Below are 13,399 nucleotides of genomic sequence, written 5' to 3' on the forward strand. Positions count from 1 at the left end.
AGGGAAGGTCAGGACGGCTTCGGGAGCATCCGCTTCATCGCCTCGTGCGCGCCCGCGACCAGCTCGTTGCGGGGAAAGCCGGCCCGTTTCCGGGCGGCCCTGTAGTTGCCGCCCGCGACCCAGACCGGGCCGTCGGAAAGGTGCTCCAGCCCCTCGCGGGCGATGTCGTCCGGCTCGGCGACGTTGAGGCCCGGGATGTCCATGTTGAGGCCGGCGCGTTCCATCGCCGGGGTGCGGGTGACGCCGAGGACGAGTTCCAGCACGTCCACGCCGTACTCGCGCAGTTCGAGCCACAGCCCCTCGGCGAAGACGCGGCCGAACGCCTTCACCGCGGCGTAGATGCTGATCTGCGGCTGCCCCATGTAGCCGGCGAGCGAGCCGACCAGCAGGATCCCGCCGCGCCCGCGCTCCTTCATCAGCGCGCCGAAGTGCTGCGTCAGCGCCAGCTGCGCGGTGATGTTCAGGTCGATGACGCCCTGGAAGCGGGCCAGGTCGCCGGACGCGAACTCGTGGCCGTAGCTGTTGGCGCCCGCGTTGAAGACTAGGAGCCCGACCTCCAGGCCGTCCGTCACCTCGCGGATCCTCTTGAGCGGCTCGGGGGCGACGAGGTCCAGCTCGATGGTGCGGACCTCCACGCCCTTCGCGCGGACCTCCTCGGCGGTGCGCGCGAGGGGTCCGGGCTTGCGGGCGATCAGCACGAGGTTCAGTCCCGCGTCGGCCAGCCGGTGGGCGAAGGCGGAGCCGACGCCCTCGGAGCCGCCGGCGATGACGGCCCACCGGCCGTAGCGGTCGATCATTGTTCTCCGTCCAGGTCCGGCGTCCAGGCGACGCCGTTGACAGGCGAGCCGCCGGCCACGAACAGGGTGTTTCCGGTCAGGTAGCGGGCGCCGTCGGAGGCCAGGAACACCGCGACCGGCGCACGCTCTTCGCGCCCGGGCAGATGGCGTCGACGACGACGCCGGCCGGCGCCCATTCGCGGGCGGCCGTCCGGGTCAGCGTGCGCGGCGTCACTCATCGATCACCCGGATCGCGCCGGTCAGCGCGGCCTCCTGGATCGCCGAGCGCAGCGCCGGGCACGTCTCGTGCGGGTCCGCGGCGAGCTCCGGGCACGCGGCCCGGGCCTCGGCCGTCCACTGGATGCTCGTCTGCTCCCAGCTCGACTTGCGCACCAGCACCTCGGCGGCGCAGCGTCGGCAGCGGACGGGCAGCAGCGGCCCGTCCACGAGCCGGTCGTCCTGGCGGATCGTCACGCCGAGGCCCCTTCGGCCGCGCGGCGGGCCAGGTTCTCCTCGACCTCCTTCTCCCACGACTCGACGGGACGGGTCGTGTCGATCTCGAACTCGAACCGGTCGGTCATCTCCGGCCGCACGTCGGCGGCGTCCACGTAGAACTGCTGGTACCAGCGGCGCAGCTGGTAGACGGGCCCGTCCTCCTCGCACAGCAGCGGGTTGTCGATGCGGGCCTTGCGCTTCCAGATCGCGACGTCCTGCTCGAACCCGGTGAGGATGAAGCTGGACAGCTTCTCCGCGGTGGCCTCGGCGACCTCCGGCGGCAGCTTGTCGCTGTGCTGGACGATGATCCCCGAGTGCAGCGCGAACGAGTGCTCGTCGATCGGGTAGTGGCAGTTGATCAGCACCGAGTTCAGGTCGTAGCCCTCGTAGTGGTACGTGAGCTCGTCGATCATGAAGGACGGGCCGTGGTAGGACGCGACGGAGGAGTTGCCGAGCATCCGCGGCCCGCCGCTCCCGCTGCCCTCGCGGCGCGCGTCCGGCCGGCTCTTGCCCTTCATGATCTGCGTCGCGACGGGCCCCTCGAAGATGTTCTTGAAGTACGTCGGGAACGAGTTGTGGATGTAGAAGAAGTGCGCCATGTCGACGACGTTGTCGATGATCTCGCGGCAGTTGGTGTGGACGACCTGCTCGGTCCAGCGCCAGTCCGTCCAGTCGTCGCGGGTGGCGCCCTCGATCACCGGGATCGTCACGTCCGCCGGCGGCTGCTTGCCCTCCGGGTCGTTCCAGACGAACAGCAGCTTGTCCTGCTCCATCGTCGGCCACGCGGCGGTGCGGGCGCGCAGCGGGACGCGGCGCGAGTACGGGATCTTCTTGCAGCGGCCGTCCCCGCCCCAGCGCCAGTCGTGGAACGGGCAGGCGATCTCGTTGCCCTTGACGGTGCCGTCGGACAGGTCGCCGCCCATGTGCCGGCAGTAGCCGTCCAGCACGTTCGTCTTGCCGTCCGCGCCGGTGAAGACGACGAGTTTCCCCCCGAACGCGTTGACCGTGTGGGGCTTGCCGTCCTTGAACTTCTCGGCCAGCCCGAGGCAGTGCCATCCCCGGGCGAAACGGGAGGAGACGGCCTCCGCCTCGATCTTGCGGACGGCGTCCGGCTCGGTTGCGGTCACGTGGATCATCCCTTCGGCGATGGACGGGTGATTCGAACGTTAGGTCGCGCCCCGCCGTCCGGTCCCGGCAGTCTCGGTGGCCGGGACGCGCGTCCGCGCGGCGGCACCCCGACATGGTGTCCTGCGAGGGCCGGACGAGGGAAGACGGGAACGAGGAGCGGGGATGAGCAACGAGGTCCTGGAGGCCGTGCGCGGGCTGCTGCCGGAGATCGCCGAACGGGCCCGGGCCGTGGACGACAAGGGCCGCATCCCGGCCGAGACGATCAAGGAGCTGACCGCCGCCGGGGTGTTCCGGATGCTGCAGCCGGCCCGGTACGGCGGCGCGGAGGACGACCCGGTCGCGTTCTACGAGGTGGTCCGGGCGGTGTCGGGCGCGTGCGGGTCGACCGGCTGGGTGACGGCCGTGCTCGGCGTCCACTCCTGGCATCTCGGGCTGTTCCCGGACGAGGCGCAGCGCGAGGTGTGGGAGCCGGGACCGGACGTCCTGGCCGCCTCGTCGTACGCGCCGATCGGCCGGCTCACCCCCGTCGACGGCGGGTTCGAGGTGTCGGGCCGGTGGGCGTTCTCGTCCGGCTGCGAGTTCGCGGACTGGGCGCTGCTCGGCGGCCTCGTCGTCGGCGCGGAGGGCCGCCCGGTCGACTTCATGACGGTGCTCGTCCCGAAGCGGGACTACGAGATCCGCCGGGTGTGGAACTCGATGGGCCTGCGCGGCACCGCCAGCGACGACATCGTGGTGGAGAAGGCGTTCGTGCCGGAGCACCGCGCGATGCGCAACTTCGACCAGGCGCAGCTGCGCACCGCGGGCCGCAAGGTCAACACCGGCCCGCTGTACCGGCTGCCGTTCGGCACGATCTTCACCACGACGGTCGCGGCCAGCGTGATCGGGATGGCGGCGGGCTGCCACGACCTGTACGTGGCGCGGATGCGCGACCGGATCCGGCTGAGCCTCGGCGGCGGACGGTTCGTCGAGGACCAGTTCGCGCAGGTCGCGGTGGCACGGGCGGCGTCGGAGATCGACGCGGCGATCCTGCAGACCGACCGGAACGTCCGGGAGATCTACGAGTACGCGGTCCGCAACGAGAAGATCCCGATGGAGCTGCGGCTGCGCGCGCGCCGGGACCAGGTGCGCGGCACCGAGCGGGCCATCGAGGCGATCGACATCCTGTTCAAGACGGCGGGCGGCAACTCGCTGCACCGCGGGAACGTGATCGAGCGCGCCTGGCGGGACGCGCACGCGGGCAGCGTGCACGTGGCGAACGACGTCGAGCACGCGCTGTCGATGTACGGGCGCGGGGAGTTCGGCCTCGCGGTGGAGGACAACCTCGTCTGAAAAGGGTTGGGCGTGACGACGTCCGCCTGGTAGGTTCCACGAGATCGTGAAGGACCGCGAGGAGGTGAGACCCATGAACGCAGTAACGAGGTGGGTGCTCCCCCTTTCGCCACGGTCGTGCGGCTGACATAGGTGTCGCCGGGAGCGCCCGAACAAGGCACTCCCGAAAGGCACCACCATGCATTCTCTGCACTTCACCGCCGACACCGCCGTGAACGGCGTCCGCGAACGCGACTTCACCGTGGGCGGGCTTCCCGGCGTTCTCTGGTCGCCCGAATCCGGCGCCGATCGTAGGCCCCTGATCCTGATGGCCCACGGCGGCGGCAACCACAAGAAGTCGCCGGCGATGTCGGGCCGCGCGCACCGCCTCGTCACCGGCTGCGGCTTCCACGTCGCCGTCATCGACGCCCCCGGGCACGGCGACCGTCCCCGCACGCCGCACGACGAGCAGGAGATCGCCGAGCTGTTCCGGGCGAGGGCGGCGGGCGAGCCGGAAGGGCCGATCGTCGTCCGGTACAACGCCCACCTCGCGGAGCGGGCCGTCCCGGAGTACCGCGCGACCCTCGACGCCCTCCAGGAACTGCCCGAGATCGGCACCGAAGGGCCGGTCGGCTTCTTCGGGCTGAACATGGGCACCGCGATCGGCGTCCCGTTCGTGGCGGCCGACCCCAGGATCTCCGCCGCCGTCTTCGGCCTGCACTGGCCCGACGCGCTGGCCGACGCGGCGCGGCGGATCGCCATTCCGATCGAGTTCGATCTCCAGTGGGACGACGAGCACATCCCGCGGGAATCCGGTCTCGCGCTGTTCGACGCCTTCGCGTCGAAGGAGAAGACGCTGCACGCCAATGCGGGCGCGCACAAGGAACTCCCCAGGTTCGAGGCGGACAACGCCGTTCTCTTCTTCGCGCGCCATTTCGGCACCTGGAGTTAGGTCGTCGAGTCGTGGCGGGTCGCTCTTATCCGGAGGCTGGCAAGGGCGACCCGCCACAAGTGAACGGGGCCCGGTCAGCAGGTTCCGCTGGGCGTGCGGCCGGACTGCACGGCCTGGACGAAGCTCAGGGCGTCGCCGAAGGACGCGCCGATGCTGGCGCGGTGGTCGGCGCCCTGGTACTCGCGGTAGGAGATGTCCGGGTACCGCTTGCACAGGTCGGCGACGAGCGCCGTCGTCGCGGCGGGGGACACCGAGGTGTCGGCGGACCCCTGGGCGACGAAGGTGGGGACGCCCAGGCCGAGGCCGGCGGCCTCCTGCGAGTCGAAGTAGTTCTCGAACGCGGTCAGGTCGGCGCCCGGCCGGAAGACCTGGTCCAGCGGGATCGACGCGCCCGCGTCGCGGAGCTGGGCGAGGCACGCGTCCTTCTGCCCGGCCGCGAGCACCTTCGCGGCGGCCGTCGTCAGCAGGTCCTCCGGGTGGAACGACGGGTTCGCCGCCTTCGCGCCGTTGAGCAGCACGAACAGGAACGGCAGCGCCGCCTCCGCGCCCGGGTACTGAGCCTGGACGTACTGCGCGGTCTCCGCCATGTGCGAGCCGGGCGCGATCGACACGGCTCCCTTCAGCCGGACGTCGCGGGCCTTCGCGGCGGCGGCCGTGAACAGCGTCGCCTGGCCGCCCTGGCTGTGGCCCGCCACGTACCAGTTCCGCCCGATGTGGGGGTCGAGGCGGCGCGCGGCGCGGACGATGTCGAGGACGGTGTTCGCCTCGCTCGCGCCGTTCATGTACGGGTGCCCGCCCGGCGTGCCCATGCCCTCGTAGTCGGTCTGGACGACGGCGAAGCCGCGCGCGACCCACTTGTCCAGGTACCCCTCGGTGATCGACAGGTAGTCGTGGGCGGGGCCGGTGGCGGTGTCGCGGGACGGGGCGCAGACGTCGGCGTTGCCGGTCGTGCCGTGCGCCCAGCTGATCACGGGCCAGCCGCCGCGCGGGGCCCTGCCCCTCGGCACGGCGACGGTGCCCGTCACCGTGATCCGCCTGCCGCCGACGCCCTCGGAGACGTAGCTGATCGAGCGGGTGACCGAGGCGGACGGCAGCGCCGCCGTGGTGTGCAGCGGCCTGCTGCTCAGCAGGCTTCCCCGGTGCCCCGCGCCGGCGTGGGCGGGGACCGCCGTGACGGCGAGCCCGGCGGCGGTGACGGCGGCGATCCCGGCCGCGCGTCCCCTGGCGAATCTCACGTGTTGCTCCTTCTCATGTCCTGGACGGCGCGGTAGGCGAAGGCCATCGCCGATCCGATCGGGATGCCGGGCCCGGGGTAGACGGGGCCGGTGAACGAGGCACTGGTGTTGCCCGCGGCGTAGAGGCCGGGGATGGGGCCGCCGGCGGTGTCCAGGACGCGGCCGTCGGGGTCGGTGCGCAGCCCGCCCTTCGTCCCGAGGTCGCTCAGGACGATCTCCGCCGCGTAGAAGGGCGGCTCGGCGACGGCGGCGAGGCAGGACCTGCCGCCGGAGAAGAACAGGTCGTAGGGGTCCTCGCCACGGTGGAAGTCCTCGTCGACGCCCTTCTCGGCGAAGCCGTTGAACCGTTCCACGGTGGCGGTGAGGGCGGCGGCGGGAAGGCCGGTCCTCGCGGCCAGCTCCTCCAGCGTGCCGGCCTGGATCCAGGTGCCCGACGCCACCTGCTCCGCCAACCTCACCGGCGGGACGGAGATCGCGGGCAGGCCCTCGGAGCGGGCGTCGAACACCAGGTGGAAGGGGCCGTCGGCCGCCGCGAGGCGCCGGCCCATCTGGTCGTAGGGCAGCGACTCGTTGGCGAAGCGGCGGCCCGAGCCGTCCACGATGAGGCCGCCGCGGAGGCCGAGCGTGAACGCGGGCAGGCCGTCCGGGGTGAGGACGCCGGGGCAGAACCAGGCCTGGTCCAGCAGCCCGGTGGACGCGCCGACCGCGGTGGCGGCGGTGATCGCGTCGCCGGTGTTGGCGCCGTCCGGGGCCATCGTCCAGCCGGCGGCGCCGGGCACGCCGCGCTCCTGGCGCAGCGCCGCCGACGACTCGAAGCCCCCGGCGGCGAGCAGCACGCCGCGCCGGGCGCGCAGCCGGACGGGGCCGCTCGCTGTCGCCGCCGTCACCCCGGTGACCTGCCCGTTCTCCGTGAGCAGGCCGGTCAGCGCCGTCCGGGTGCGGACGGCGCCGTTGCCGGTCGCGGTGATCGCCAGCAGCAGCCGGCCGATCAGCGCCCGGCCCTGCACCAGCGGCCTGGACGCGGAGTGGCCGCGCCCGGCGCGGTCGCGGTCGACCGGCGGGCGGACGAGCCCGGCGAGATCACCGAGCCGTTCGGCGGGCAGCGGCAGCGGGACGAACGACCGGCCCATGGCCAGGCGTCCCGGCGCGTCGTAGTAGTCGGGGAACGCCTGGAACTCGAACTCGATCGCCGGGTCCTTCTCCAGGAACTCCACCAGCTCGGGCGCCGTTTCCAGAAACGCCTCGCGGTGCGCGGCGTTGCCGTCGCCGATCAGCGCCCGCAGGTAGGCGCGCGCCCCTTCGGTCGAGTCGCCGATCCCGGCGCGTTCCTGCACCCGCGTCCCGGGCAGCCAGATCGCCGACCCCGAGTAGGCGGACGTCCCGCCGAGCACGCCCGTCTTCTCCAGGACGGCCGTCCGCAGGCCGGCGGAGGCCGCGGCCAGCGCGCCCGCCATCGCGCCGGCACCGGAGCCGGCCACCACGATGTCGTACTCGTCGTCCCACGATTCCCCGGCTTTTCCCATGTGACGTCCCCTCCGAGCCCTCGGGTCCTGGCGCGCGGTCAACGTAAGCGGGGCCGCGGCGCGCCGGGACGCCCCGTCCCACTGACCGGTATCGACGATCGCGAGACGTGCCGGGGGGCCGGATATTCTTCCTTGTCAGCACAGGAATGGACCCGTTGGGGGAGGACCGTGGCGAGGATCGCGTCGGCGAGGCTGTCCGCCGAGCCGAACTCACCCGACCAGCACGACCGCCGCCAGCGCATCCTCCGCGCCGCGGCGCGCATCGGCGCGGAGAAGACCCTCGAGCGCGTCCAGATGCACGAGGTCGCGAAGGCCGCCGGGGTGGCGATCGGGACCCTCTACCGGTACTTCCCGTCCAAGGTCCACCTGTTCACCGCGGTGATGGCGGCGCAGGTCGACCGGCTCCGCGAGCAGGTCACCGAGCCGCAGCCGGGCGCCGCCCCCGAGGACGCGGTCGCCGACATGCTGGTGCAGGCCAGCCGGTACCTGATGGCGCAGCCGGTGCTGTCGACGTCGATGCTGCACGCGTCCAACACCGCGCACGTCGCGACGGTCGCCGACACCGTCCACATCGACAACACCTTCCGCGAGATCCTGTTGCGGGCCGTGGGCATCGAGGTACCGACGGCGAAGGACGTCACGCTCGTCCGGCTGCTGATGCAGTGCTGGTACGGCGTGCTGCAGTCGAGCCTGAACGGGCGGGCGTCGATGGCGGACGTGGAGAGCGACATCCGGCTCGCCTGCAAGCTGCTGCTCGCGCCGCGCTCCAACGCCCCTCAGAACGCCGCACGGAACGCTCCGCAGAACGCGTCCGAGTAGACGCTCCCGTTCATCGGGATCATTCCGGCGGGGATCCGGGCGCGCGGTTAGCGTTCCCGCATGAATCGCTATGACGGCGTGAAGGTCCTGCTCACCGGGGCCGCGTCGGGGATCGGGCGGGCGACCGCGCACCGGCTCGCCGCCGAGGGCGCCGCGGTCTGCGCGGTGGACCTGTCCGAGGACGGCCTCGCCGAGACCGCCGCCGGCGCCACCGGCCCCGGGACGATCACCACGCGGGTCGCGGACGTCACCGACGAGCCCGCCGTGATCGCCGCCGTGGACGGCGCGGCGGAGACGCTGGGCGGCATCGACGTCCTGGTCAACGTCGCGGGCGTGCACAAGACCACGCCCATCGGGACGCTGTCGGTCGCGGACCTGATGTGGATCTTCAACGTCAACCTGGTCGGCACCGCGCTGTTCTGCCGGGAGGCGCTCCGGCACCTCCCGGACGGCACCGGCGTCATCGTCAACACCGCGTCGCTGTCGGCGACGCAGGGCAACCCGTACATGACGGCCTACTCGGCGTCCAAGGGCGCGGTGCTGTCGTTCTCGCTGAGCCTGGCGGCCGAGCTGACCGCCCGCCGCATCCGCGTCGTGCCGATCTCCCCCGGAACCGTCGACACCCCGCTGACCAGGGCGGACATGTTCCCCAAGGGGATCGACCTCAGCTACTTCGCGCGGGTCGTGTCACCGTTCGGGGTCGCCGATCCGGAGCAGATCGCGTCCGTCATCGCGTTCGCCGGGTCGTCCGACGCCGGCTACCTGACCGGTGCCGAGCTGCGCGTCGACGGCGGCTCGCACCTGTAGCGCCGTCCGGGACATTCGAAGGGAAGTCGTACATGGGACGCACCATCGCCGTGAGCGGGTCGGCCTCCGGCATCGGGAAGACGCTGGCGGAGCTGCTGCGCGAGCAGGGCGACGACGTCGTCGGCGTCGATCTGCGCGACGCCGAGGTCTGCGCCGACCTGAGCACGGCCGAGGGCCGCATGCAGGCGGTCGCGGAGGTGCTGGAACGGTCCGGCGGCACGCTGGACGGCGCCGTGGCCTGCGCCGGCGTGACCGGGCCGACGCCGCTGACCGTGCAGGTCAACTACTTCGGCGCGGTCGCGCTGCTGGACGGCCTGCGGCCCGCGCTGGCCGAGGCCCGGGCGCCGCGCGCCGCCGCCGTCGGGTCGATCTCCGGCACGCAGCCGCTGGACGAGGCGGTGCTGCGCGCCTGCCTGGACGGCGACGAGCCGGCCGCGCTCGCGGCGGCGGACCGCGTCCTGGAGACCGGGCAGGGCAACCGGCTCTACCCGTCGTCGAAGTCGGCGCTCGCGCAGTGGCTGCGGCGCGTGTCGGTCACGCCCGAGTGGGCGGGCGCCGGGATCCCGCTGAACGCGATCGCGCCCGGCGTCGTCCGGACGCCGATGAGCGCGCCGCTGTTCGAGGACGCGAAGATGTTCAAGATCATGAACGAGGCCTTGCCGATGCCGCTGAACGGCTACGCGGACGCGATCGTGATCGCCGAGGCGCTCGCCTGGCTGGTGTCGCCCGCGAACTCCCACATGGCGGGCCAGGTCGTCTACGTCGACGGCGGCGCTGAAGCCACCCTGCGCGGCCCGTCCGTCTTCTGACCCGGTGCTCTGAGCGGGAAAGACCGAAGGCCGCCCTCCGCGCCGGGGGCGGCCTTCGGACGTTCGGTCGGCGGACGTCCGGTCGGCGGACGTCCGGTCGGCGGACGTCCGGTCAGCGGACGTTCGGTCAGCGGACGTTGGTGCCGGTGTCGTCCAGCTTGGCGACGCTGTAGGCGGCGTAGGTCCGGTGCGGGTCGCGGTCCTCGAAGTACGGGGTGAGCTGCGCGCCGAACTCCTCGACGGAGAACACGCCGTCCGCCGCGGTGAACTTCTGCTCGACGGTCGGTGCGGCCATCAGCGCGACCATGTCGCCGTACACGACGAACACCTGGCCGCTGATCTTCTCGGCGGCGGGCGAGGCGAGGTAGCCGACGAACGTGCCGACGCGCTCGGGCGCCATCGCGTCCAGGCCGCCGGGGGAGGTGCCCTCGCCGAAGGTCGCCTCGGTCATCGACGTGCGCGCGCGGGGGCAGATCGCGTTGGCGCGTACGCCGTACCGGGCGAGCCCGGCGGACGTCGACAGGGTGAGCGCGACGATGCCGGCCTTGGCCGCGGAGTAGTTCGGCTGTCCCGGCGAGCCGAACAGGAAGGCCTCGGACGCGGTGTTGACCACGCGGCCGTAGACCGGGCCGCCGGCGGCCTTGCTCGCCGCCCGCCAGTGCACGGCGGCGGCGCGCGACACCGACGCGTGCCCCTTCAGGTGGACGTGGATCACGTCGTCCCAGTCCGACTCCGACAGGTTGAACAGCATCTTGTCGCGCAGCACGCCGGCGTTGTTGACCAGCACGTCCAGGGCCCCGTAGGTGTCGACGGCGGCGGAGACGAGGGTGTCGCCCATCGACCAGTCGCCGACGTCCCCGGTGACCGCGACCGCGCTGCCGCCCGCCTCGGTGATCTCGGCGACGACCTTCTCGGCGGCCTGCCCCACGTCGTTGACGACGACGTTGGCGCCCCGCGCGGCCAGCGCGAGGGCCTCGGCGCGGCCCAGCCCGGCGCCCGCGCCGGTGACGACGGCGGTGCGGCCCGCCAGGGAGAGGTCAGCGTTCATCGGTGCTCCCGGTAAGTCCGTGCGATTCGGCCGGACACGGAGGCTAGTACGTATTCTAGTGCGCTCGCGGCGGCCGTCCCGCTGAGCGGGCCGCGCCCGAGGCCCTGGCCTGCGGGACCGGTGAGTGGGACGCCGCTTGCCGTCGGCAAGAACGAATTCTAGTGTCGCGCCCATCCATGCGCCGAGCCGGCCACCATCATCGAACGGATCCGAGGACACCCATGACCATCGGGCTCACCGAGGAGCACCGCGACCTGCGCGACGCGGTGCGGGCCTTCACGTCCCGGCAGGTGACGCAGGCGGCCGTCCGCACCGCCGTCGACGCCGAGACGGAGAAGGCGCCCGCGTTCTGGGCCGATCTCGCGGCGCAGGGGCTGCTCGGCCTGCACCTGCCGGAGGACGCGGGCGGCGCCGGATACGGGCTGGTCGAGCTGGCCGTCGTGCTGGAGGAACTGGGCCGCGCGATGACCCCCGGGCCGTTCCTGCCGACCGTCCTGGCGAGCGCGGTGCTGCACCGGGCCGGGCACTCCTCGCTGCTGTCCGGGCTGGCATCGGGCGCGACGTTCGGCGCGGTCGGGCTGGAAGCGGGCGGTGTCACGGTGTCGCGTGCCGGCGGCGGGATCACGCTGGACGGCGTCTCCGCGCCGGTCCTCGGCGGGCAGCTCGCCGACGCGTTCGTCCTGCCGGCCGCCGACGGCGACGCGACCGTGTGGACCGTCCTGCCGCGCGACGCCGTCACCGTCGAGGCGCTGCCCAGCCACGACCTCACCCGCCGCCTGGCCAGGGTCAGGTTGGAGAACACAACGGTCCCGTCCGAGTCCGTTGTGAATCTGGACTCGCGCGACGTGCTGGACCTCGCCGCGACGCTGTTCGCCGCCGAGTCGTCCGGGCTCGCCGACCGGGCCACCACCACCGCCGCCGAATACGCCAAGGTCCGCGAGCAGTTCGGCCGCCCGATCGGCCAGTTCCAGGGCGTCAAGCACCGCTGCGCCCGGATGCTCGCGCACGCCGAGCAGGCCCGCGCCTGCGCCTGGGACGCCGCCCGCGCCCAGGACGACCCGGCCGCCGACCCCGGTGAGGCGTCCCTCGCCGCCGCCGTCGCCGGCGCCACCAGCGTCCAGGCCGCGTTCCAGACCGCCAAGGACTGCATCCAGACCCTCGGCGGCATCGGCTTCACCTGGGAACACGACGCGAGCCTCTACCTGCGCCGCACCCAGACCCTGCGCGTCCTGCTCGGCTCCACCGCCTCGTGGCGGCGCCGCGTCGCGTCCCTCACCCTCGGCGGGGTCCGCCGCGAACTGAGCGTCGACCTGCCCGCCGAGGCCGAGGCGATCCGCGCCGGGATCCGCGCCGAACTCGACCCCGCCAAGGCCCTCACCGGCAAGGAGCGCACCGACTACCTCGCCGACCGCGGCTACACCGCCCCGCACCTGCCCGCCCCCTGGGGCAAGGGCGCCGGCGCCGTCACCCAGCTCGTCATCTCCGAGGAGATGCGCGCCGCTGGCCTGCGCGCCCACGACATGGTCATCGGCAACTGGGTCGTCCCGACGCTGATCGCGCACGGCTCGCCCGCCCAGCACGAGCGGTTCCTGCCCGCCTCGCTGCGCGGCGACATCCGCTGGTGCCAGCTGTTCTCCGAGCCCGGCGCCGGCTCCGACCTCGCCGCGCTGTCCACCCGCGCCGAGAAGGCCGACGGCGGCTGGCGGATCGACGGTCAGAAGGTCTGGACCTCCATGGCCCGCGAGGCCGACTGGGGCATCCTGCTCGCCCGCACCGACCCGTCCGTCCCCAAGCACAAAGGCCTGTCGTACTTCCTGCTCGACATGAGGTCGCCCGGCATCGACATCCGCCCGCTGCGCGAGCTGACCGGCGACACCCTGTTCAACGAGGTGTTCCTTGACGGCGTCTTCATCCCCGACGACCTGCTCGTCGCGCGGCCCGGCGACGGCTGGAAGCTCGCCCGCACCACCCTCGCCAACGAACGCGTCTCGCTGTCCAACGACTCGTCCCTCGGCAGCGGCGGCGAGGCACTCCTGAAGCTCGCCGCGGACGCCGACGACGAGCGGCTCACCACCCTCGGCGGCATCCTCTGCGACGCCCAGTCCAGCAGCCTGTTCGGGCTGCGCACCACGCTGCGCTCCCTCGCCGGCGAGCAGCCCGGCGCCGAGTCCAGCATCGGCAAGCTGATCGGCGTCGAGCACCTCCAGCAGGTGTGGGAGACCGCCGTCGACTGGATCGGCCCGGACGCGCTGACCGGCGAGAGCGCCGGCGGCAGGGGCGACCCGACCTGGATGTTCCTCAACTCCCGCAACATGTCGATCGCGGGCGGTACCACCGACGTCCAGCTCAACATCATCGGCGAGCGGCTCCTCGGGCTGCCCCGCGACCCGCGGCCCGCCGGGAGGGCCTGATGCCGATGGCCCTCCAGGCCGACCGCCGCTCCTGCGGCGGGGACGCCGCCGCCGCCGACCTCGAAGCCCAGGCTCGCCCTTGAGTTAA

General features: G+C 72.8%; 13 protein-coding genes. 6 read left to right on the top strand and 7 right to left on the bottom strand.

Annotated elements, in window-relative coordinates:
• Positions 1-8: 8 nt before the first annotated feature.
• Genes ACA514_RS29690 through ACA514_RS29705 form a run of 4 tightly spaced genes read right to left on the bottom strand, consistent with a single transcriptional unit; the run spans position 9 to position 2,407 of the window.
• A complete protein-coding gene (locus ACA514_RS29690) occupies positions 9-797 on the bottom strand; it encodes an SDR family NAD(P)-dependent oxidoreductase (protein WP_375044553.1) in 789 nt (262 codons plus the stop codon).
• Positions 794-1,015 (bottom strand): hypothetical protein, encoded by a 222-nt coding sequence (locus tag ACA514_RS29695; RefSeq protein ID WP_375044554.1) that lies wholly within the window; start codon positions 1,013-1,015, stop codon positions 794-796. Before ACA514_RS29695 ends, ACA514_RS29690 begins: the two co-directional genes overlap by 4 nt.
• Complete coding sequence (locus ACA514_RS29700; RefSeq protein WP_375044555.1) at positions 1,008-1,250, bottom strand: ferredoxin; 243 nt, start codon at positions 1,248-1,250, stop codon at positions 1,008-1,010. The genes ACA514_RS29695 and ACA514_RS29700 overlap by 8 nt, the downstream gene beginning before the upstream one ends.
• The gene (locus tag ACA514_RS29705) at positions 1,247-2,407 is read right to left on the bottom strand and encodes a Rieske 2Fe-2S domain-containing protein (protein ID WP_375044556.1); all 1,161 of its coding nucleotides are present in this window, start codon (positions 2,405-2,407) and stop codon (positions 1,247-1,249) included. The genes ACA514_RS29700 and ACA514_RS29705 overlap by 4 nt, the downstream gene beginning before the upstream one ends.
• Before the next feature lie 154 nt (positions 2,408-2,561).
• On the opposite strand from ACA514_RS29705, the gene hsaA reads away from it, so the two are divergent.
• Together hsaA and ACA514_RS29715 are read left to right on the top strand one after the other, a co-directional pair.
• Positions 2,562-3,728, top strand: coding sequence for a 3-hydroxy-9,10-secoandrosta-1,3,5(10)-triene-9,17-dione monooxygenase oxygenase subunit (gene hsaA, locus ACA514_RS29710; RefSeq protein ID WP_375044557.1), 1,167 nt, complete (start codon positions 2,562-2,564; stop codon positions 3,726-3,728).
• A 178-nt stretch (positions 3,729-3,906) separates the two neighbouring features.
• Positions 3,907-4,659: a dienelactone hydrolase family protein gene (locus ACA514_RS29715; protein ID WP_375044558.1), complete on the top strand. Its 753-nt coding sequence runs from the start codon at positions 3,907-3,909 to the stop codon at positions 4,657-4,659.
• 74 nt (positions 4,660-4,733) lie between these two features.
• On the opposite strand, the gene ACA514_RS29720 is transcribed toward ACA514_RS29715, so the two are convergent.
• Complete coding sequence (locus tag ACA514_RS29720) at positions 4,734-5,894, bottom strand: alpha/beta hydrolase family protein (RefSeq protein ID WP_375044559.1); 1,161 nt, start codon at positions 5,892-5,894, stop codon at positions 4,734-4,736.
• Positions 5,891-7,417 carry an FAD-binding protein gene (locus ACA514_RS29725; RefSeq protein ID WP_375044560.1) on the bottom strand — a complete coding sequence of 509 codons (1,527 nt, stop codon included), beginning with the start codon at positions 7,415-7,417 and terminating at the stop codon, positions 5,891-5,893. The genes ACA514_RS29720 and ACA514_RS29725 overlap by 4 nt, the downstream gene beginning before the upstream one ends.
• A gap of 168 nt (positions 7,418-7,585) precedes the next feature.
• Here ACA514_RS29725 and ACA514_RS29730 point away from each other — a divergent pair, with 168 nt between their 5' ends.
• Genes ACA514_RS29730 through ACA514_RS29740 form a run of 3 tightly spaced genes read left to right on the top strand, consistent with a single transcriptional unit; the run spans position 7,586 to position 9,852 of the window.
• Entirely contained in the window at positions 7,586-8,236 is a 651-nt protein-coding gene (locus ACA514_RS29730; RefSeq protein WP_375044561.1) for a TetR family transcriptional regulator, read from the top strand.
• A 60-nt stretch (positions 8,237-8,296) separates the two neighbouring features.
• Entirely contained in the window at positions 8,297-9,043 is a 747-nt protein-coding gene (locus tag ACA514_RS29735; protein ID WP_375044562.1) for an SDR family NAD(P)-dependent oxidoreductase, read from the top strand.
• A 32-nt stretch (positions 9,044-9,075) separates the two neighbouring features.
• Positions 9,076-9,852 carry an SDR family oxidoreductase gene (locus ACA514_RS29740; RefSeq protein ID WP_375044563.1) on the top strand — a complete coding sequence of 259 codons (777 nt, stop codon included), beginning with the start codon at positions 9,076-9,078 and terminating at the stop codon, positions 9,850-9,852.
• Positions 9,853-9,979: 127 nt separating this feature from the next.
• On the opposite strand, the gene ACA514_RS29745 is transcribed toward ACA514_RS29740, so the two are convergent.
• Positions 9,980-10,900: an SDR family NAD(P)-dependent oxidoreductase gene (locus ACA514_RS29745; protein ID WP_375044564.1), complete on the bottom strand. Its 921-nt coding sequence runs from the start codon at positions 10,898-10,900 to the stop codon at positions 9,980-9,982.
• Between the two features lie 221 nt (positions 10,901-11,121).
• Between ACA514_RS29745 and ACA514_RS29750 the strand changes: the two genes are divergently transcribed.
• A complete protein-coding gene (locus tag ACA514_RS29750; protein ID WP_375044565.1) occupies positions 11,122-13,311 on the top strand; it encodes an acyl-CoA dehydrogenase in 2,190 nt (729 codons plus the stop codon).
• The last annotated feature ends 88 nt before the right edge of the window (positions 13,312-13,399 follow it).

This window comes from Actinomadura sp. NTSP31 (assembly GCF_041951385.1).
Taxonomy (GTDB): domain Bacteria; phylum Actinomycetota; class Actinomycetes; order Streptosporangiales; family Streptosporangiaceae; genus Spirillospora; species Spirillospora napierensis.